This is a genomic window from Pseudofrankia inefficax, assembly GCF_000166135.1.
GTDB lineage: Bacteria > Actinomycetota > Actinomycetes > Frankiales > Frankiaceae > Pseudofrankia > Pseudofrankia inefficax.
The window spans coordinates 2,937,246-2,956,510 of record NC_014666.1 but is presented as its reverse complement, the minus strand read 5'-3'; the positions used below and the strand labels follow the sequence as shown (position 1 = coordinate 2,956,510).

20 protein-coding genes are annotated in these 19,265 nt (G+C 72.4%); 7 read left to right on the top strand and 13 right to left on the bottom strand.

The window, feature by feature from the left end; genetic code table 11:
* Positions 1–11 precede the first annotated feature (11 nt).
* Together FRAEUI1C_RS11990 and FRAEUI1C_RS11985 are read right to left on the bottom strand one after the other, a co-directional pair.
* Positions 12–188 (bottom strand): HepT-like ribonuclease domain-containing protein, encoded by a 177-nt coding sequence (locus FRAEUI1C_RS11990; protein WP_232425396.1) that lies wholly within the window; start codon positions 186–188, stop codon positions 12–14.
* Positions 189–273: 85 nt separating this feature from the next.
* Positions 274–666: a nucleotidyltransferase domain-containing protein gene (locus tag FRAEUI1C_RS11985; protein WP_013423561.1), complete on the bottom strand. Its 393-nt coding sequence runs from the start codon at positions 664–666 to the stop codon at positions 274–276.
* Between the two features lie 500 nt (positions 667–1,166).
* Here FRAEUI1C_RS11985 and FRAEUI1C_RS40935 point away from each other — a divergent pair, with 500 nt between their 5' ends.
* The 3 genes from FRAEUI1C_RS40935 (at position 1,167) to FRAEUI1C_RS11970 (ending at position 4,316) form a co-directional block, all read left to right on the top strand.
* A complete protein-coding gene (locus FRAEUI1C_RS40935) occupies positions 1,167–1,679 on the top strand; it encodes a nuclease-related domain-containing protein (protein ID WP_232425395.1) in 513 nt (170 codons plus the stop codon).
* Positions 1,680–2,090: 411 nt separating this feature from the next.
* On the top strand, positions 2,091–2,360 hold the full coding sequence (locus tag FRAEUI1C_RS40930; protein ID WP_041259218.1) for a 3'-5' exonuclease: 270 nt from the start codon (positions 2,091–2,093) through the stop codon (positions 2,358–2,360).
* A 201-nt stretch (positions 2,361–2,561) separates the two neighbouring features.
* Positions 2,562–4,316: a serine/threonine-protein kinase gene (locus FRAEUI1C_RS11970; protein WP_013423560.1), complete on the top strand. Its 1,755-nt coding sequence runs from the start codon at positions 2,562–2,564 to the stop codon at positions 4,314–4,316.
* A gap of 53 nt (positions 4,317–4,369) precedes the next feature.
* On the opposite strand, the gene FRAEUI1C_RS11965 is transcribed toward FRAEUI1C_RS11970, so the two are convergent.
* The 3 genes from FRAEUI1C_RS11965 to FRAEUI1C_RS11955 form a co-directional block, all read right to left on the bottom strand.
* Positions 4,370–4,777, bottom strand: a complete 408-nt coding sequence (locus FRAEUI1C_RS11965; RefSeq protein ID WP_013423559.1) for a hypothetical protein — start codon at positions 4,775–4,777, stop codon at positions 4,370–4,372.
* A gap of 82 nt (positions 4,778–4,859) precedes the next feature.
* Positions 4,860–7,265, bottom strand: coding sequence for an ABC transporter permease (locus FRAEUI1C_RS11960; RefSeq protein ID WP_013423558.1), 2,406 nt, complete (start codon positions 7,263–7,265; stop codon positions 4,860–4,862).
* Positions 7,262–7,951, bottom strand: coding sequence for an ABC transporter ATP-binding protein (locus FRAEUI1C_RS11955; protein ID WP_232425394.1), 690 nt, complete (start codon positions 7,949–7,951; stop codon positions 7,262–7,264). The genes FRAEUI1C_RS11960 and FRAEUI1C_RS11955 overlap by 4 nt, the downstream gene beginning before the upstream one ends.
* 327 nt (positions 7,952–8,278) lie before the next feature.
* On the opposite strand from FRAEUI1C_RS11955, the gene FRAEUI1C_RS11950 reads away from it, so the two are divergent.
* Both FRAEUI1C_RS11950 and FRAEUI1C_RS11945 read left to right on the top strand, forming a co-directional pair.
* The gene (locus FRAEUI1C_RS11950) at positions 8,279–9,649 is read left to right on the top strand and encodes a sensor histidine kinase (protein ID WP_013423556.1); all 1,371 of its coding nucleotides are present in this window, start codon (positions 8,279–8,281) and stop codon (positions 9,647–9,649) included.
* Positions 9,646–10,338, top strand: a complete 693-nt coding sequence (locus tag FRAEUI1C_RS11945) for a response regulator (protein ID WP_013423555.1) — start codon at positions 9,646–9,648, stop codon at positions 10,336–10,338. The genes FRAEUI1C_RS11950 and FRAEUI1C_RS11945 overlap by 4 nt, the downstream gene beginning before the upstream one ends.
* 154 nt (positions 10,339–10,492) lie before the next feature.
* Here FRAEUI1C_RS11945 and FRAEUI1C_RS11940 read toward each other — a convergent pair whose 3' ends face one another.
* The 8 genes from FRAEUI1C_RS11940 to FRAEUI1C_RS11905 all read right to left on the bottom strand — a co-directional run bounded on the left by FRAEUI1C_RS11940 (position 10,493) and on the right by FRAEUI1C_RS11905 (position 18,063).
* A complete protein-coding gene (locus FRAEUI1C_RS11940; RefSeq protein WP_013423554.1) occupies positions 10,493–10,819 on the bottom strand; it encodes a DMT family transporter in 327 nt (108 codons plus the stop codon).
* 86 nt (positions 10,820–10,905) lie between these two features.
* A complete protein-coding gene (locus tag FRAEUI1C_RS11935; RefSeq protein ID WP_013423553.1) occupies positions 10,906–12,033 on the bottom strand; it encodes an AIM24 family protein in 1,128 nt (375 codons plus the stop codon).
* Between the two features lie 100 nt (positions 12,034–12,133).
* Positions 12,134–12,826, bottom strand: a complete 693-nt coding sequence (locus FRAEUI1C_RS11930; RefSeq protein WP_013423552.1) for an AIM24 family protein — start codon at positions 12,824–12,826, stop codon at positions 12,134–12,136.
* A 12-nt stretch (positions 12,827–12,838) separates the two neighbouring features.
* Positions 12,839–14,284, bottom strand: coding sequence for a TerD family protein (locus FRAEUI1C_RS11925; protein ID WP_013423551.1), 1,446 nt, complete (start codon positions 14,282–14,284; stop codon positions 12,839–12,841).
* A 365-nt stretch (positions 14,285–14,649) separates the two neighbouring features.
* Positions 14,650–15,483 carry a hypothetical protein gene (locus FRAEUI1C_RS11920; RefSeq protein ID WP_013423550.1) on the bottom strand — a complete coding sequence of 278 codons (834 nt, stop codon included), beginning with the start codon at positions 15,481–15,483 and terminating at the stop codon, positions 14,650–14,652.
* Positions 15,480–16,340 (bottom strand): ABC transporter permease, encoded by an 861-nt coding sequence (locus tag FRAEUI1C_RS11915; protein ID WP_013423549.1) that lies wholly within the window; start codon positions 16,338–16,340, stop codon positions 15,480–15,482. Before FRAEUI1C_RS11915 ends, FRAEUI1C_RS11920 begins: the two co-directional genes overlap by 4 nt.
* Positions 16,341–16,377: 37 nt before the next feature.
* Positions 16,378–17,331, bottom strand: a complete 954-nt coding sequence (locus tag FRAEUI1C_RS11910; protein WP_013423548.1) for an ABC transporter ATP-binding protein — start codon at positions 17,329–17,331, stop codon at positions 16,378–16,380.
* An 87-nt stretch (positions 17,332–17,418) separates the two neighbouring features.
* Positions 17,419–18,063, bottom strand: coding sequence for a DUF6308 family protein (locus tag FRAEUI1C_RS11905; protein WP_013423547.1), 645 nt, complete (start codon positions 18,061–18,063; stop codon positions 17,419–17,421).
* Between the two features lie 548 nt (positions 18,064–18,611).
* On the opposite strand from FRAEUI1C_RS11905, the gene FRAEUI1C_RS11900 reads away from it, so the two are divergent.
* Positions 18,612–18,872, top strand: a complete 261-nt coding sequence (locus FRAEUI1C_RS11900; protein WP_041259215.1) for a hypothetical protein — start codon at positions 18,612–18,614, stop codon at positions 18,870–18,872.
* Positions 18,869–19,246, top strand: coding sequence for a PIN domain-containing protein (locus tag FRAEUI1C_RS11895; RefSeq protein ID WP_013423545.1), 378 nt, complete (start codon positions 18,869–18,871; stop codon positions 19,244–19,246). The genes FRAEUI1C_RS11900 and FRAEUI1C_RS11895 overlap by 4 nt, the downstream gene beginning before the upstream one ends.
* Positions 19,247–19,265 lie beyond the last annotated feature (19 nt).

Sequence of the window (19,265 nt, the reverse complement as noted above, 5' to 3'; positions counted from 1 at the left end):
CCCGAGAAGGGTCATGCCTCCGCGCCGGCCAGGTAGCGCGCAATTGACCGAACGAAGTCCTCTAGGTCGCCGAGGTCTTTCAGGCGGCCAGTGACGATGTCGTCGTCGACCTGGATGTAGTCGTGGACGAGGACATTTCTGAAGCCGACTGCCTCGTAGCCAGATCGGGTCTGCCCGGCGGCCGTCATCGGCGTCCGACTCTCGGCCGAGAACCGACAGGTCATCGGTGATCGCGCGGAGCAGGCGTTGCACCCGGGCCTCGTCGACCATCGGCTAGGCGCTCCTGCTCAGCAGGGCAGCGACGAACTCGCGGTGCGCGCGCGTGATCCGCGGGAGTTCGTCGAAGTAGATCTTTCTCGTCATCGCCTCCCAGTGGACCCGGGCGGCCCGGTCCTCCTCGAAGAGGAGCCGCCCACCGGCCGCGACCCGGCCGGCCAGTTCGAGCGGTGCCTTGTCGAGGACGAGGAGGTCGACTCCGGTCGGCAGGAGGATGTCGAACGAGTTCGGAGGCACCGGTCCGCCGAAGTAGGCGGCGATGTCGATGTCAGAGTCCGACTGCTGGCGCCCGACGGCATAGCTGCCGTGCAGGTAGGCGAACCGGGCGCCTGCCTGGCGGAGCGCGTCGACGGCCTCGCGTGTCGCCGTCGCGGCGCGCGTCTCGTCCATGGCCCAATCCTCGCAGATGGGAGAGCCAGGCGGCCTCTGCTTTCGCCGCGCCACGGATGACGACCAAGGTCGAGCGCCTGCTGCCACCATCCCGAATTCGAACATACGAACGAATGTGGAGTCGATATTCGCGGAAGAGGCCCCGGCTGACTTACTGACACTTCCGTCCGCCTAGCACGTTGAATCTGGCCTGGTGAGCAGAAACCGGGATTCGCCCAACGGCATCGCCCTATGATTCTGATGGCTCGATGCGAGGGGGTGACGTGGCCGCGACCGGATCGCGTGTCGGTCGCTCCGCCGAGTCGAGTGGCCACAGGTCGGCAATTCCGGCGGCGGAAAGCGGCGATTACCTACCGCAACCATCGGCCCTGGCCAGGGCCGCCCAGCTCGCCGACGAGATCGACGGAATTCAGCGCCAGATTCTGCAGCTCAACGACCTCCTGAAGCAGCTCCGTCGTCATCACGGGAACTGGACGGCCGGCGGGCGGGGCGAGCAGAACGTGACACGCGTGCTGGTCGGGATGGACGACGCGGGCTGGCATGTACTCCCGGACCGGCAGTGGCCCGGAAGCCGCCGCGCGAACATCGACGTGATTCTGGTCGGGCCCGGCGGGGTCTTCGTCATCGACGTGAAGAACTGGCGGGAGGCGAGCGTCCGCGACGGACGGCTGTGGCGGGGCGACGCTGACGCCGACGACGAGCTGGGCAAGCTGGTCAGGCAGACGGTCGCCGTGGAGGAGGTGCTGGCCGAGGCGGGCCTGCCACCGACCGAGGTGATTCCACTGCTCGTTCTCGCCGGTCGGCGCAACATCAGGGCGGCCCTCGACCGGGTGCTCGTGATCGGCGAGGACGACCTGGTTCGCGAGGTCGTCCCCCGTGGCGCCCGCCTGGAGCCGGAGATCGTGGAGCGCCTGCTGGCCGCCTGGAGCAGGGCTGCCAGCCGATGCCGCGCGCGCAGGCCGTGGCGACCCAGCCCGTTCGGCCTCGGACGGCGGCCACGCCGCGGCCGGTGACGCCGACGGTCCACCCGGGTCGGGTCGAGGCGAGGCGCACCACGCCGAGGCCGGAACCAGAGCCCACGACGGCCACCCCGGCGGGCTGGACGCCGTCGATCGAGGTCGAGGTCGAGGTCGCGCCCGCGCAGGGCCGAGGGCAGCCGGCGCAGCAGCCGTTGATGACCCGGGAGGAGCTCTGGCAGGAGCTGCTCGACGCCGCCGCCCGGGAGCCGATCGAGTCCTGGATGACCTGGCTGCACCCGACGCAGGCCCGGCTGCCGGGCCGCAGGTTCTCCGGGCCGGCCCGGACTGGAAGGACGAGATCGGCACCGTCATCAAGGGCCGCGGGCTCACCACGTTCGACCAGTACGCCAAGCTGGCGCGGATCGGCCGCCGCACCCCGCTGCTCGCCGGGCATCGCCGGGCGGTGTGGGACCTGGCAGCGAGGCGGTCAAGATCGGCACCTACCACCGGGCCAAGAGCCTCGACTTCGGCCACGTGTGCGTCCCGGACCGCAATCGCTTTCCAGAGCCACGCCGCGTCACCGAGTCCACCGAGGCGTACAACGAGCGCACCCAGCTGGAGCGCCGGGCGCTGTATGTGGCCATCACGCGGGCGCGCGACAGCCTGTGGGCAGGCATTCGAGCGGAGCCCGCGCCCGGCAACACCGGGGCTGGCGAGGTCGGCCCGCTGGCTTGATCGCCGTTCTGGCTTCGCACGGTCGCGAAACCGCCGCGATTACCACCACGTGAGGGCTGAAACGGCGATCTTGCTGGTCTCGGCGCATTCCGCGACCGCCATCGCTTTTACGGGGCGGGGTTCTCAGGACGGCCCACTAGACTCGAACCCGATCGTGCCCAGTGGAGACGATGTGAGGCGACAGAGCTTGCGGGACGATTGGTGATCGTCGACCGGGGGCGGGTGACGCAGGCGCTGCCTGGCTATGTGCTGGGCGAGAAGCTTGGGTCCGGGGCATTCGGACTGGTGTTGGCGGGGACGCATCGTCAGCTGGGCCGGCCGGTGGCTATCAAGGTGATGGAGACCACGAGCACCGCGGCGAGTTTCGCGGCCGAGGCTCGGGTGCTGGCCAGGCTGGACCATCCGCATATCGTGCGGGTCTACGACTACGTCGAGGACCACGGCCTCAGCCTGGTCGTGATGGAACTGCTGGCCGGTGGCACCCTGACCGGCCAACGGGCGGTGCTGAGCCCCGAGCAGGTCTGCGCGGTGGCATTGGCGATCGCGGCGGCGCTTGAACATGCGCACCGTCACAAGGTGCTGCACCGCGATATCAAGGCCGAGAACGTCATGTTCGCCAGTGACGGCACGCTCAAGGTCACCGACTTCGGCGTGGCCAAGCTGATGGAGGGCTCGGGGACGACCTCGAGCGGCGTCGCCGGCACGCCGGCCTACATGGCGCCGGAACAGATCGAGGGCGGCCAGCTCGGGCCGTGGACCGACCTGTACGCGCTGGGGATCGTCCTGTACAGGCTGTTCACCGGTCGGCTGCCGTTCGACCCGAAGCTTCCGCTGCTCGCGTTGCTGAGCCACCAGCTGACCAGGCAGCCACCGCCGATGGACGGCGTCGCCGCTCCGCTTGTCGAGGTGGTGTCGCGCCTGCTGGCCAAGTCCCCCACGGACCGCCCCTCGGACGCCGCCACGTTCGCGCTCGAACTGGCGACGGCGGCCACCACGGTGTTCGGCGTCGGATGGGCCGCGCGCGGGCCGATGCCGCTGCATCTCGATGACGTGATCCGGGCCGCCACCGACCAGCTTCCCGACCGTGCGGCCGTCGCCCTGGTCGGGCGGCCGCAAGCCGCTGCCCCGGAGGCTCTCGCATCTCGCCCACCGGCCATCACGAGTGCCGGATCGGCGACGCTGGAGCCACCGCTGGCCAGGCTCGTCGATCCGCCTTTCGCGACAGGGCCCCAACTACCGTCGCAGGAATCCTGGGAGGGCTCCCAGCCGCCCGCGGATCAGCCCACCGGTGCGCGGGCCCGACGGCGGCGACGGCGGAGGCGTGAGCGCGGCGCCTGGATCGTCGGCGGCGTCGTGCTCATCCTGGTGGCCACGGCGGCAATCCTCGCGCCGTCCATGTCCCCCGGAACCTCTCCTCGGTCTCCCGAGGCGCACAAGTCCGCCACCGTGATGCCCGACCCCGGGCCGGTGGCCGGGAAACCGCGGCCGCCGTCGGTGACGACGGGCGGCTCCGTCGACGCGACCATCCCGCCCAGCGGTTCCGGCACGATCGGCACGTCGAGTGGCGCGACGCCGAAAGCCGGCGTCAGCCCGACCGCCTACTCGATCAGTGGAATCAACGGCGGCGACGACCCGGCCCAGGTCCCGGGCTCCGAGGCGGACACCTACTGGGTGGGCAACGACGCGACCTGTTCGGCGTGGCTGGACGACAACGGCTCCGGCGCGCTCGCGGGAGTGCTCAACACCTCGCTCACCCAGTCCTGCGTCGCCGAGCTGTTCCGCGGCGATGCCCTGGCCTACACCTTCTCCGCGTCGTGGGGCGCCACGAAGACAAACTTCATTCCGGTCGGGGGCTCCACCATGTGGATCTGCGTATGGCACGCGGATCTTCAGTCGACCACCGAGGTGTGCTCACCTCACTTCGGCATGAACGGCAGGACTCCGGTCAGGCGATGACACGACCCCGTGTCGGGTGCCGACCGCACGAGCTGAGACGACCCCGCGAAAGGTCAGGCCAGCTGTTCGCGCAGCCATGAAAGCGGCCGGCCGTCGAGTTCCGCCAGTCCCTCCCGCGCGGTCATCTCGGTCGACGCCGCCACCGGGAATCGCCGCACCGTTCGGGTCGCGGGAAAGTAGACGAAGCGCTCGCCGAACTCCAGACAGAGCCGGAATGAGGCGACCCAGGCGGCGACCCCCTCGTCCGCGCCACGCGCGGCGAGCAGCGCCTCCGCGCTGGAGAAGCGTTCGACCGAATCCTGCTGGTCCTTGCGGTCGATCTCGTAGTAGCCGTAGACGTTCTCGATCGGGTCGAAGAAACAGCCGACCTCGTGCCACTGGTCGGCGTCCATGGTCAGGACCGGGTACGCCCTCGACGTCACGGCCACGAACTCGCGCACGGACAGCGCACCGTCAGACATGGTCCGCACCCTACGGCCGGGACCTCAGACCCCAGGCCAAGGGGATCCGGTCCACCAGACCGGATCCCCAGGACCGGCCGGGCTACTCGGAGCGCAGCGCTGTCACGGCCCGGGTCCGCGCCGCCCAGACCGCGGGGAGCATGGCGCCGGCCACCGCGATGACCAGCCCGCCCAGGGCCAGCGGCACCAGCACCGGCCCGCCGAAGACCGCGACATCCGCGTGCGGAATCCCGGTGCCGACCGAGTGGCCCATCAACGGGACGATCATGTGGTGCAGCGCGATTCCCGCGGGCACGCCGACCAGGCCCGCGACCAGCCCAAGGCCCGAGACAGACGCGATCACCATGCCCACGGTCTGGCGGGGCGTCATGCCCAACGCCTTGAACACGCCGAGGTCGTGGACGCGCTCCCTGGTGTCGAGGACGACGGTGTTGAGCACGCCCAGCGCCGCGACGACCGTGAGGGCCAGGGTGAGCGTGCCGATCAGCGTCTCCATCGTCGCGATCACCGAAGAGGTGTCGGTGAGGTTGGCCTCGGCGTCGCCACCGCTGGCCCTGAGCGCGGGGCCCAAGACGCCGAGATACCCGGCCAGGTTGGTACCGGGCTTGAGGTCGACGTGGAACTCCGTGGGCGAAAGGTCCTCGCCAAGCCCGGCCAGCGAGTCGCCTTCGGTCAGCAGGGTCATTCCGTCGTGATGGAGGTCGAGGGCCTCGCCGACGATCCGGAGGCTGACGCTGTGGCCCTGGTCGAGAACCGTGACGCTGTCGCCGACCTTCACGCCCGCGGCATGGAGGAACCGGGTGCCGACGACGACCTCCCCCGGCCGGCTGAACCAGCGTCCCGAGATCATCTGGTAGGCCGCCCAGGAGGAGTCGCCCTGATAGGCGACGGCCGTGGTCGCCCCGGTGAGACCGGAGACGCTTACCTCCGTCTGGCTGACGCCGTAGAAGCGGCGAGTTCCCGACTGGGCCCTGATCGCGGCGGCGACCGCGCCCGAATCGGGCTGGACCGGGGTCTGCGCGCTCAACGGCTGCGGAACCTTCCCCGCCCCGGGGCCCCGCGCCGGACCGGCCGCGTAGACGACGACGGCGCCGGGTGAGTCGCGGTTGCGCGCCGCCTGGATGTCGTTCAGCGAGAGCCCGAGCCCGACCGCGAACGTCACGCCGATCGCGCCGAAGCCGATCGCGGCGACCAGCACCGACGACCGGGCCGGACGCGAGAAGGGCTGGGCCAGGCCGAGCGCCACCGCGCGCGGCAGCCGCGACCGGCCGACCAGCCGCTGCGCCAGGCGCCCGCGGGTGGTGCGGACGGCCCGGCCGACGCTGATCGCCTCGACGGCCCGCAGCCGGCCGGCCCGCAGCGCGGGCGCCAGGGCGGCGGCGCCGACGACCGCGAGGGCCGTCGCCGCCACGGCGACGTCGACCCAGAGCGGGATCGACGGGGCGATGCCGCCGTAGGCGTTCGCCTGCTCGCGCAGCACTGGCACCGCCAGCAGGTTCCCGCCGAGGGCGCCGAGCACGACGCCCACCGACGCGGGGATCAGCGCCTGCCCGAGATAGGCGCGCACGACCTGCGCCGGGGTGAAGCCAAGCGCCTTCAGGACGCCGATCCGCCCGATGGCCGCGCCGACGGCGCCACTGACGACGATGCCGATGATCAGGGCCGACATCACGAGCCCGAGGATGCCGAAGGCGGCGACGAACGGCACGAAGGCCGCGGTGTTGGAGTTCGCGCGTTGCCTGACCGCGAGGTAGGACTGGGTGCCGGTCATCGACCCGGCGGGCACCGCGGCCGCGATCGTGGCCCGGCCGGCCGCCACCTCGGCGTCAGTACCGGCGGCGTGGAACCGGTAGAGCATCTCGAAGCCGGCCGTCGTGCCGGTGGCGGTCAGGGCCGGCAGCTGCGCGGGGACGACCCAGGCGTCGGCGGTATGGCTCACCGAGCGGGCGATGCCGACGACCGTCAGCGTCTGGCTGCCGGTCCGTCCCGGGAACAGCAGCGTGTCGCCGAGCCCCACCGGAGCACCTCCCGCGTCGGAGGCCAGCACGATCTCCCCGCTGCCGGTGGCCCATCGCCCCTGCAGCAGCGTCACGTCGTCAACCGGCCCACCACGGTCCGCTCGACCGACGATGGTCAGCGGCTGCAGGTCGATTCCCGCGGGAATGCCGACGCTCCCTGCGGTGGTGCGCGGCCGGGCCGACGTGGTCGGGAAGGGGCCGGCCGCGGCAGTCACCCCCGGCGCCCGCGCGGTGGCGGCGAGCCGCGCGGCGGTGACCTTCGTCCCGTCGAACTGGGCGGTCAGGTGCGCGCCGTGCTGGCCGGCGAAGGCATGGTCGAACGGCGCGTTCGACGCGACGAGCAGCCCGGTGGCGAGGACGGACGCGGCCACGGCCAGAAGCACGGTCAGGGTCAGCACGATGGTCCGCACCCGGTGCCGGCCGACCCCGGCCCGCACCACCGCGCCCAGTGCTCCGCGCCGAGCCCTCATCGGGCCACCGCCGTGGCATCCCGGGTGATCGCGCCGTCCACCAGCTCGATGGTCCGGCTCGCGCAGGCCTCGGCGAGCGCCACGTCGTGGGTGACCAGCAGGATCGTCTGGCCATCCTCGCGCAGCCGGACCAGCAGCTCCCTGACCTGCGCGCCCGAGGCGCTGTCCAGCGCGCCGGTCGGCTCGTCGGCCAGCAGCAGGGCCGGCCGGTTCACCAGCGCCCGGGCGACCGCGACCCGCTGCCGCTCTCCACCGGAGAGCCGGCCGGGATAGGCCCGGGCCAGCCGGCCGATGCCGAGATGGTCGAGCAGCTCGCCCGCCCGGGCGCGCGCCTTCGCCCGCGGCATCCCGGCGAGCTGGGCCGGCAGCAGGACGTTGTCGACGACGGTCAGGTCGTCGAGCAGGTTGAAGAACTGGAAGACCAGGCCGATCTTGGCTCGCCGGTACCGCGCCGAGGCGGCCTCGCCCAAGGAGTCGACCCGGACTCCGTCGACGACGACGCTGCCGGCGCTGGGGCGGTCGAGCCCCGCGATGATGTTCAGCAGCGTCGACTTGCCGCTGCCGGACGGGCCGAGCACGGCCAGCGTCTCCCCGGCCCGCACATTCAGCGACAGGTCGACCAGGGCCGGCGGCCCGGCGTCGTACCGCTTGCTCACCTCATGGATCTCGATCATCGTTTCGCCCACGCGTCCCCACGGTCCGGTCGGAAAGGTCGACGGCGACGCTAGGTGGGCGACCGGGTCCGCTACGTCGCCCGCGATGGCGAAGTCGGCTACCGCGCCAGGATGATCCGAACCGCGTGTCATCCCCGCGAGGTAGGCGAGCGATGTACGGCGATGCACCGCCAGGTGGATGTCCCAGGTCCCTGGCGTTGCCACACTGGACCGGTGCACCGGGAAGCCATCGGAGACCGTCCGCGGGACGGCGTAGCGAGTCGACGCCACACGACCGACGCACGGTCGGCGCTGCCGCGGCGGCCCTGGTTGGCCGAGGTGTTGGCCCCTGGCGGACCGGTGACCCGGGAGGCGGTCACGGAGCGCGTACGCGCCTGGGCCACCAACCTGCCGCGGGCGACCCGCGACCGGCCCGACCTCTCGTCCTGGGCCCTGCTCGCCGACCTGACCCTCGCCGCGGTCCTGGCCGTGGGGACGGGCCTCTACGCATGGCGAGACCGCGTCGGCGAGGACGCGGCCGTGATGGTCCTGCCCCACGCGCCGACGGCGCCCGACGCGCCTTTCGCCCCCTTCGCGACGCCCGTGCCGCTTCCCGGGGTCAAGCTTCCGGTCGACATCGTGACCCAGATGGACGCCGGCACCCACTGGGCGCTGGCGGTCGGTGCCGCGTTGACCGCGGCGCCGCTGCTGGTCCGCCGCCGCTACCCGCTGGCGGCATTCTGCTCCGTGGTCGTGGCGATCCTGGTCTTCCACCTGTGCGCCGACAGCCCGGTCGCCGCCGAGGCGCTGTCGCTGACCTGCCTGATCGCCGGCTACAGCGCCGCGCGCTACAGCCCCTACCGGACGGGCGCCCTCACGGCGGTGGTCGTGGGCGCGCTCCTCATCGCGCCGGTCACGTTCCGGGGGATCCTGACGATCAAGGGCGTCTACGTGCCCTTTCTCGTGCTGGTTCCGCTCGGCCTGGCGGCCAACGCGATCCACACCTGGAAACAGCGGGCGCTGGGACTGGAGGCCGGGCAGGAGGCGACCACCCGGCTCGCGGTCGAGCGGGAGCGCTCCAGGATCGCGCGTGAGCTCCACGACGTGGTCACCCACAATGTCAGCGTGATGGTCGTTCAGGCCGGCGCGGCCCGCAAGGTGATCGACGTGGCGCCCGACGCCGCCAGGGAGGCGCTGCTCGCGGTCGAGGCCGGCGGGCGGGCCGCGATGGCCGAGCTGCGCCACGTGATGGGCCTGCTCACCCTGGCCACCGACGGGATGGCGACCGACGGGATGGCCACCGACGGCCCGGACGCCGCGGGCGGTGGCGACCTCGCCCCTCAGCCGGGCCTCGGCCAGGTCGAGGCGCTGGCGGGCCGCGTCCGCGACACCGGGGTGCCGGTCCGGCTGACCCTGGCCGGGCAGCCGCGGCCGCTGCCGCCCGGTGTCGACCTGGCCGCCTACCGGGTGGTGCAGGAGGCGCTGACCAACACGGTCAAGCACGCCGCGGGGGCCAGCGTCGCGATCACCATCGGCTACACGGACGACGCCGTGAGCGTCGAGGTCACCGACACCGGCGGGCTGGCCACGGCGCCGGCCGACGCCGGCAGCGGGCGCGGCCTGATCGGGCTGCGCGAGCGGCTCGCCGTCTACGGAGGAACGCTGCGGGCCGAGAAGGCCGACACAGGCGGCTACCAGGTGCGCGCCGTGATCCCGCTGGGACCGGCATGACCTCGCCACCGCGGGTGGTCATCGTGGACGACCAGGCGCTGGTCCGCTCCGGCTTCCGCATGATCCTCGCCGCCGACGGGATCGACGTCGTCGCGGAGGCAGCGGACGGCGGGCAGGCCGTCGACGCGGTCCGCCGGACCTGCCCGGACGTCGTGTTGATGGACATCCGGATGCCCGAGATGGACGGCCTGGAGGCCACCCGGCGGATCCTCGGCGGCCGGCCGATCGACGCCGCCGCCGCCCCGCGCGTCATCATCCTCACCACGTTCGACCTCGACCGCTACGTCTACGCGGCGCTGACCGCCGGCGCCAGCGGCTTCCTGCTCAAGGACGTCAGCCCCGAGCACCTGGTCGCGGCGGTCCGCCTGGTCCGGATGGGTGACGCGCTGCTCGCGCCCGCCATCACCCGGCGCCTGGTCGAGCGCTTCGCCTCGCGGGACAGCGGCGCCGCCAGGCTGCACCGGGACCTGTCCGCGCTCACCCCCCGTGAGCTGGAGGTCCTCGAGTTCCTGGCCCAGGGGCTGAGCAACGCCGAGCTCGCCGCGCGGTTCCAGCTGAGCGAGGCGACCGTGAAGACCCACGTCGCCCGCATCCTGGCCAAGCTCCAGGTCCGCGACCGCGCCCAGGCCGTCATCGTCGCCTACGAGACGGGCCTGATCACCCCGGGCGCCGGGCGGGCCGGCTCGTAGCAGGAAGGGGCGTGTTGCCGGTTCGCGGCCTGAACAGGCAACACGCACCTGGTTCGACGCCTACGTGCCGCCGGGGGTTGCCCGGCGCGTTCCGGCGAAGGGCGCCGTCCCCGGTCCGCGGCGATCGCCGGTCCGGTCCCCGGACAGTTGCTGGTCAGCGGCTGGTGCCGCCGAGTTGGAGGCCGATGACGCCCAGGATGATGAGAGCGAGGCCGGCGGCCTTCAGGGTGTTCATCTGTTCCTTGAACGCGAACACGCCGATCGCCGCGACGACCGCCGTGCCGGCGCCGGACCAGATCGCGTAGGCGACGGCCAGCGAGATCGTCCGCAGCGCCCGAGACAGCAGGTAGAAGCACACCGGGTAGCAGACGACGACCAGGAGCGTCGGCCACAGGCGGGTGAACCCGTTGGACTGCCGAAGCGCCGTCGTCGCCACGATCTCCAGCACGATGGCCAGCGCGAGCTGGAGCGCGGCAAACATGGCCCGACGGTAACTGGCCCGCACCCCGGCCGACGTGCTGTTTCGCGCACATCACGGGATGGCGGGCCGGTCACCGCCTTCGGCCGCTACTGCAGGAAGCCGCGGCCCATCTGGCCGAACAGGCCACCGAGGCCGGGCGGGCCCTGCACGTGACCGGGCTGTCCGCTCCCGTGCGGGTTGCCCTGGCCGCCGAGCCGGTTGCCGGCGAAGCCGCTCTGGCCCATGCCGAACAGCTGGGCGCCGGGACCCCGGCCGGCGAGCGCGTTGTACGGCGGCATGAGCTCGCTCGGCTGGATCACGACGAAGCCGTCGCCGGTGAACTGCATCTGCCAGCCCTCGCCGGTGTTGCCGCGCGGCTTCCACGCCGAGCTCGACGTCACCGCCGCCTCCATCGAGACCTGCAGGCCGGACGACCAGCCGACGACCGCGTCCGCGTCGGCGAAGTAGTAGTTCTGCGTGGTGACGCGCATGACCAGCGGCGCGCCCGTCACGCAGATCGCGAGCTTGCCGCTGCCGGTCAGCTCGATCTGGTAGCCGCCGACCCCCGCGATCCCGACATGGGACTGGATCTTGACGACCTCCCAGCTCAGGCTGGTGTCGAAGGCGAGGACGTTGCGCCCGTCGATCGTGAAACCGTCCCGGCCGTCGAGGTCGACGAGGTAGACGTCCTGCGCCTGGTTGGCCAGGAAGACGGAGCCGGCGCCGTGGACCTTCATCAGGTGCAGGGTCTCGCCGTCGCCGAACAGGTGGCTCCACTGGCCGGCCCAGCCCTCCCACTGGCCGTCGAAGTGGACGCCGCCCTTGTAGGCGACCATCGCGCCGGCGCGGGCGAAGAACTCCCGCATGCCCTGGGCGCCGAGGTTGGCCTTGAGCATCTTGCCGTTCTGCAGGGTGAACCGCTCGGCAGAGCTGACCTCGGGGTTGTCGAGCAGCGAGCTGCGGATGCCGCCGCTCGCGTTGCCACCGCCGCCCGGGCCCATGCCAGGGGGCGGGGGCGGCATTCCCGGCGGGAAGGCACCCGGGCCACCGGGCGGGAAGCCACCGGGGGCTCCGGGCGGCGGCGGGTAGCCGCCGGGGCCGGGGGGCGGATAGCCGCCAGGGGCCTGCGGGTAGCCACCGCCGGGAGGCGGCGGAAAGCCGCCGGGGGGCGGCGGGAAGCCCTGACCGGGCGGAGGCGGGTAGCCGTGGCCTGGCGGAGGCGGCGGGTAGCTCATGACGACGTCCTTCCAGCGGCGGCCGGGCACGGCCGGCGCGGGAGCACAACGACGGGATCGGCGGCGGGCCGCGACCCGCGGAGAGCCGGCGGAGACATGATCATCCGCGTGGCGAGAAGTGCGGGCGGGCGTCCTCGCTGGGCTGGACGACGACGAAGCCCTGGCCGGAGAAGCCCAGCTGGAAGGCCTCGCCCGAACCGCGGCCGAGCATGCCGCCGATCCCGGCGGTGCGCCGCTTCTCGATGTGCAGTCCCTCGGTGTAGCCGACAAGCGCGTCGGTGTCGACGAACGTCGGCGCCTCGCGGGTGTCCAGCATGATCGGGGTGCCCTTGGAGGTCATCGCGACCCAGCCGGGGTTGGGCGTGTTGTTGCGGATCATCACGTTGAACATGCCCATGCCGGACAACATCGACACGCCCTTGACCCGCTCGATGCCCCACTGCAGGTGGGCGTCGAAGGCCAGGATGTTCTTGCCGTTGACCGAAACGGCCTCGTTCGGGGTGAGCTGCAGGACGATGACGTCCTTGCCGTAGTCGGCGAGGTAGAGCAGCCCCTGGCCCCTGGCCGTCATCAGCGGCACGCCCTCGCCGGTCGCCCAGCTCTTGGCGATGTTGCGGACCTGCGGCGGCTGCGGGTCGAACTCGATGAGGCCCTCGTAGCCGATCATCGAGCCGGACCGGGCGAACAGGTCGAACCCGGGCCACATCACCACCTTGGCGATCTTGGACCCGTGCTTGCTCATCCGGTCCATGACCGGGGTCTGGCCGTAGTGATCGATCAGTTGTCCCTGCACGACCGGCTCCCGTCAGACCTCGTACGGCTGGACGACGATGAAATGGCCACCGCCCATGGCCTGGAACTGCATGTTGAACGTCTCGCCGCTCTCCGTGTGATAGATCTGGCGCGAGATCCCGACGTGGGACGAGACGCTGACCCGTTGGCCGACCGTCCAGCAGACGAGCGCGTTGATGTCCGCGAAGGTCGGCCCCTGGACGGGCAGCGTCAGCGGGGTGCCCTTGGTCATCACGACGACCGTGCCGGGGCCGGCCATCTCGAAGTGGAAGACGCCGCCGCCGGGGATGCCGGCGCTCTCGATCCGCTTGACCTCGCTGCGGATCGTCGCGTCCATGGCCAGCACGTTCTTGGTGTTGACGCAGAGTTGCTGGCCCTGGCCGAGCTCGACGATGTGCAGGTCGGCCGCGTCCTGGGCGAGGAAGACCTCACCCTGGCCCTTGCAGGTCATCAACTTCAGGCCCTGGCCGGTGAGCTTGTCCTCGAGCATGCCCCGCAGGCCGCGGCCCTTGTAGTCGAACTCGATGTTGCCCTGGTACGCGACCATCGCGCCGCGCAGCGCCAGCGCGTCCTCGCCGAGCCGGACCTTGACCAGCCTGGGGTTCTGCAGCACCCACCGGCCGGCCGCCTGGTTCTCGGCGTACGGGGTGAGGCTCGCCATCGCGCCCGGCGGGACCGGCTGCGCCAGCGACGGCGGCGGTTCCTTGTACAGGCTGATCACGGCCGCGGCCGGGCCGGTGGCCGCGGGGGCCATCGGGGCCGCGGGAGGCGCCGGCTGCGGGATCGGCGGTGGGGCCGCGGGGCCGGGCGGCGGAGCGTAGCCACCGGGAGCAGGGGGCGGCGGGGCGTAGCCGCCGGGAGCCGGGGGTGGCGGCGCGAACCCGCCGGCCGGGGCCGGCGCGGCGACCGGCGGCGGGGCGGCGGGGGCCTCGTCCTCGACCTCGCCGCCGTAGGAGCGAATCAGCTCGGCGAGGCCGCCGGCGAAGCCCTGCCCGTTGGCGGCGACCCGCCAGACGCCCTTGCGGTAGACGTCGCCGATCATGACGGCTCGTTCGGTGGTGAAGTCCGCGCCGCTGAAGGGGTAGCGCAGCACCTCCTGGCCACCGACGACGATCCGGAAGTAGCCGGAGACGATCTGCCGGGCGCTGCCGGCCCCGTCGATCGCCGCGCAGAACGACAGCTTGTCGACCGAGGACGGCACGGCGCCCAGGTTCACCCGGAACGCGGCGGTGTCGCCCTGCTGGGCGCCGAGCAGCTCGATCGAGCCTTCCGGCGACTTCGGCTGGTTGAAGAAGATGAAGTACCGGTCGTCGGAGAGCCGGTCGTTGCCGTCCAGGCCGAAGCAGGAGATGTCCCAGCTGGTGCCCGGGGCGTTGAGCTGGATGCCGATGACAAGGTCGGTGCCCTGCGTGATCGCGGACAGCTGGCTCTTCTGCCCTCGACCGAACTGCGTGACCACGCTGATCCTCCCCGCCGCGCCCTCGTCTGCCTGGCCGCGACCGGGTCACGGGCCTGGGCCCGGGCGCCGGTGTCGCAGCCGCCGGGTGGTTCGGACGTCCGCGCCGGGTCGGGAATCCGCTGGATTTCCCACCCGTCGGCATCCGATGTGAACCGGACTGAGTGGAACCTTACAGTCCGCGTCCAGTCAGCCTTCCGCACCTCGGACCACGACGCTGTCGCTCGGCGGACACCGGGACGCCCGGCCGCGCAGCGCGACCACGCCGGACCCGACTCAGCGCTCAACACCCACCGGAGGCACGCAGCCGGCTACGGATGGCAATCACGGGCCGCGGATCGTCGACACGGTCCGTAGCGAACGGCGGCCTACTCCGGCTCGCCTGATGCCGGGCCGGCCGGCTGGCTGGGCGGCGCCGTGGCATCGATCCGCGGCGGCCCGGCGGCGGCCCGCTCGTCGCCGGGCAGCTCGGCGGGCGGCAGCGCGGCCGGCCGGAACGCCGACGCGGCGGCGAACGCCTCGTCCGGGGCCGGCTGCTCGTCGGGTCCGGGGGGCGGAACGTTCGCGCGCCGGACGAGGGCGGTCGGCAGCCAGAGGGCGAACGCCAGGACCAGCAGCGCCGTCACCGGCAGCACCAGGTACAGCCCGGTCGCGCGAACCTTGAAGTCCACCAGGCCGGCGACATACGCGGGGGCATGCGGCGGCAGCTTGCGCAGCACGCCGGGCGAGCGGACGAGGTGGCCGATCCAGCCGGCGAGCAGCGACCCGGCGAACCCGCCGCCGGCGAGGGCGGCCGGCACCGGCCAGCCGCCGTCCGCGGCCCGCCAGCGGGCCAGGACGCCGGCGACGACGCCGGCGCCCAGGCAGATGAACCCGAACGTCGCGTCGATGTCGGCCTGCGCCGTGAACGCCGTCTCGCTCCCGCTGATCCCGGCGGCCACGTCCAGCCGGGGCGCCACGGCGGCCCACAGCAGCCCGAGCAGGGGCCCGGCGGCCGTCAGCCCCAGCAGGAAGACGAGGCCCGCGCGCAGGTCGCCGCCAGGCAGCTCGACCGGGAGGAACCGGGCCCGGAAACGGCCCGGCGCGGCATGCCGGGGGCCGGCCTCCCCGCCCGACGGGCCAGGCCCGCTGTCTGGGGCCCCGCCGCTGCCCGTACCCCCGCCCGCGTCGGAGACCGGGGCGGGCTCGTGCCGGCGGCTCACGCCGTGCCGGCCCGGCGCAGGGCCCCCGCCGCGGCGACCAGGGTGACGACGGCGACCAGGGCGCACACGCCGAGGTCGAGCGCGACGACGCCCCAGCGCACCGACGGCAGGAAGGTCTCGGTGAGCGCGTCGACGGCGTAGCTGCTCGGCAGCAGGTCACGCACCAGCCAGCCGACGCCGGGCAGGTGCTTCGACGGGATGATGCCGAGGAACAGCACGATGCTCATGCCAAGCTGGCCGGCGATCGTCGCGAGCTCGGGGCGGGGCGCGAGCAGCCCGGCGGCGGCACCGATCCCGGCGAGACTCGCGCCGGCGAGCAGCGCGACCGGGGCGAGCACCCACAGGCCGCCGAGCGGCAGGTCGAACAGCAGCGCGCCGGTGACGGCGGTGACGACGACGCCGGGAACGGCGAACGTGGCGTAGGAGGCCGCGGTACCGAGCACGACGGCCGTGCCCGGGACGGGCAGCGTCAGGTAGTAGTCGAGCGCTCCGGCGGCCCGCAGGGCGCCGAACCGCTGGGCGAGCAGGTTGAGCGCGACGAAGGCGACGACGAGCACCGTGCAGCCCGCGACGGCCTGCGCGGCGACGGCCACGTCGGCGATGTCGACGACACCGCGCAGCAACAGCAGGATGCCGACCGACTGCAACGCGGCGACGAACATCAGCGGCATCCGGGCGACCTTGCCGCGCGACAGCTGGCCGCGATAGACGGCGACGAACGCGACCGGGAACGAGGTACGTCCGGGCACCGCGGGGACGACGGTGTGGCCGACCTGTGCCGGGGCCGCGGGCACGGCGGCGGCCGGGGTGGTCGGTGGCGGGGGCGTGCCGTCGGCGGCGACGGGGGCGATCGTCACCGGACCGGCCGTCCGGGCCCGTCGGGACAGGTCTGGGTCACATCCGCTCCAGGTCACGGGAGGTTCCGCCGAGCGACAGGTAGACGTCCTCCAGGGACGGCGTCGCCAGGCTGAAGTCGTCAAGGGCCGCGAACGCGGGGCCGGTGGTGAGCAGGGCGAGTGCCTCGCGGGCCCGCTCCGGTGACATCCGGACGGTCCAGCGACGGCCGGAGCGGGTCGCGCCCTCGCCCAGCCAGCACACCGTCGGGTCGGCGGCGGGCGGCTCCTCGCGCCAGGCGAGCTCGAGGCGGACATCCGCGTCGACGAGCGCCTTCAGCCGGCCCGGGGTGTCGCAGGCGATCACCCGACCGGCGTCGAGCACCGCCACCCGGTCGAGCACCGTCTCCGCCTCCAGCACGTTGTGGGTGATCAGGACCACCGTCACACCCGCGTCGTCGCACCGGCGCCGCAGCGCCGCCCAGACCGCCCGCCGGCTGCGGGTGTCGAGACCGGTCGTCGGCTCGTCGAGCACCAGCACGGGCCGGGAGCCGACGAGCGCCGTCGCCACGCACGCCAGCCGGCGCTGGCCGCCGGAAAGCCGGCCGAGGGGACGGCCGGCGACGCCGACCAGTTCCAGCTCGTCGAGCACCGCGTCCCGCTCGGCCCGGGCGGCGGTCTTCGACAGGCCACGCATCCGCCCGGTGGTCTCCACCGCCGTCGCGACCGGCAGCTCGGCCAGGGCGAGGTCGCTCTGGCCAAGATAGGCGACCAGCCGGGCCGGCAGGTCCGGCCGGGCGACGACGTCGTGCCCGAAGAGCTCGATGCTGCCCTCGTCGGGCCGCAGCAGGCCCATCAGCTGGCGTACCAGCGTCGTCTTACCAGCGCCGTTCGGGCCCAGGATGCCGAACACCTCACCGGCCGGGACATCGAGATCGATGTGGTCGTTGGCGAGCACGACCGTGTCCCCGGACCGGTGCCGGCGGGTCAGACCCCGAACGGCGAAACTACGCACCGGACCATTCTCCCTGACGCCCGGACCACTTCGTACGGGCGGCGGCGTCCGGATAGTCACGCGAGGCCGGCCGGGGCTGCGCTGCGCTCAGACCGCGCTGCTCATCCACACGACGATGTCGAGCATCCGCAGCGAGCTGACCCCCGGGCCGACGGTCGGGACCAGGTTCGCCAGCCGTCGGAACTCCTCGGCGTTCTCGCGCAGGTCGAACTGCATCGCACGGACCAGCAGCTCCATGTACTGCCGCCACGACCGGCCGTCCTTCGGCGCCGCCGGCACGCAGTTCTCGTGCTGGTAGAAGATCCGGACCTTCGAGTCGAACAGGGGGACGAGCGCCGGGCGCTTGCGGTGCAGGACCTTGGCGATGAGCGATCCCTTGACGTCGCGGTCGGAGACGTCGGGGTCGTCCAGCGGGTCGTAGAGGGCGGCGACCAGGTCGAGGGTGACGTCGTCGGCCTCGATCAGCTCGATGCCGGGCGGGAGCTTGTCCAGCGCCCGCTGCAGCAGCGGCATCAGCGCGGTGAGGGTGTGCAGCCGGTCGACGTCCACCCCGACGCCGAGCAGGGCGGGGGCGAGCAGGTCGCCGGTGCAGAGCAGATCGGGGTCACCGTTCGTGACCAGGCCGTCGTAGTACGGGTAGGCGTAACGCAGCCCGCGCTTGCGCGGCCCCAGGTATTCCTCGAGCAGGCTCTCCGCGTCGAAGACCTCCCGGGTGCCCATCGCCAGCTTCACCGAAAGTTCCTCATTCCTCGCGTCTGGCGCCCGTCCCAGGGCACACCGCGGTCTCGGTCGTCCCGGCCGCGCCCGGGGGCACGGCGAGCCGGGCGCGCGGGCGCGCCGGTGTCCCCCAAACAGTACGGCCGATCGTGGCGCTCTGTGACCACCCGTCGCGATCGTCACTGATCGCCCAGGTACCCGCTGAAGATAATCTCCTGCCCGGACCCCGACCGGAAGCACCGGTTGCCCCACCGCGAACCCGACGCCCGTTAGGGGCGGATCCGCGCCCCTTGGCCGCTCTCGCTCCTGCTCGTCACGGTCGCACGCCGGCGCCCGAGGGTGGGGCGAACGATTTGCGCGAATGTGTGCAGGTCGACTACTGTCGCCTACGACAGTGTCGTAGTCATCACCAGTGGCCCACACTTGTCACGCCTCGTCCGCCGGAAGGCGCGGACGGCGGACGTCAGAGAAGGAGGTTGCCCATGTCCGCGGTAGCCACGGCCAGTCCACCGGCTCACCCTGAGGCGACGGAAGATGCACCGCGAACAACCTACGCTCGGGCTATGGCCCTGAAGCGCGTCACGATCCGCGTTCCGGAAGAGGTCCTCGCGAAGGCGCGGCGCGCCGTCGAGGCAGGCGACGTCACCTCGATCTCGGCGTACTTCGTCAAGCTGGCCGCCCGAGAGCCCGACTGGGCTCGCTCCCGCGAGATCATCGACGAGATGATCGCCGAGGCCGGTGGCATCGACGACGAGACGCGTTCGTGGGCCCGTTCGGCGCTCGGCATCAGTGACGACGACGATGCGACCGAGGACGCGCGGTGACCACGGTCGTGCTCGACTCCGGAGCCTTGATCGCTTTGGAACGTCGGGCCCACCGAGTACTGACGATCATCGACGAGCTGGCCATCAAGGGTTTCTTTGCGCACATCCCGGCCGGGGTGCTCGCACAGGTTTGGCGTGGCTCGGCTCGCCAGCATGCGGTCATCGGGCTCGTTCGGAGTGACACCGTCCGAGTCGAACCACTTACTGAAAGCGTCGCGATGAAGGTCGGGCGTCTTCTGGCCGTCACGGGAACGAGCGACGTCGTCGACGGCCACGTCGCATTGCTGGCGCGCGACCTCGGCGCGCCGGTGGTCACCTCGGACCCGAAAGACATCCACGTTCTGGACCCCGGGCTCACACTGATCACCGTCTAGGCACCCGAGCCTTGGCCTA

Excerpts from the sequence above, each read along its gene's own strand:
- FRAEUI1C_RS11990 (WP_232425396.1), bottom strand. The coding sequence starts at position 188 with ATGACGGCCGCCGGGCAGACCCGATCTGGCTACGAGGCAGTCGGCTTC.
- FRAEUI1C_RS11985 (WP_013423561.1), bottom strand. The coding sequence starts at position 666 with ATGGACGAGACGCGCGCCGCGACGGCGACACGCGAGGCCGTCGACGCG.
- FRAEUI1C_RS11965 (WP_013423559.1), bottom strand. The coding sequence starts at position 4,777 with ATGTCTGACGGTGCGCTGTCCGTGCGCGAGTTCGTGGCCGTGACGTCG.
- FRAEUI1C_RS11960 (WP_013423558.1), bottom strand. The coding sequence starts at position 7,265 with ATGAGGGCTCGGCGCGGAGCACTGGGCGCGGTGGTGCGGGCCGGGGTC.
- FRAEUI1C_RS11945 (WP_013423555.1), top strand. The coding sequence starts at position 9,646 with ATGACCTCGCCACCGCGGGTGGTCATCGTGGACGACCAGGCGCTGGTC.
- FRAEUI1C_RS11940 (WP_013423554.1), bottom strand. The coding sequence starts at position 10,819 with ATGTTTGCCGCGCTCCAGCTCGCGCTGGCCATCGTGCTGGAGATCGTG.
- FRAEUI1C_RS11935 (WP_013423553.1), bottom strand. The coding sequence starts at position 12,033 with ATGAGCTACCCGCCGCCTCCGCCAGGCCACGGCTACCCGCCTCCGCCC.
- FRAEUI1C_RS11900 (WP_041259215.1), top strand. The coding sequence starts at position 18,612 with ATGGCCCTGAAGCGCGTCACGATCCGCGTTCCGGAAGAGGTCCTCGCG.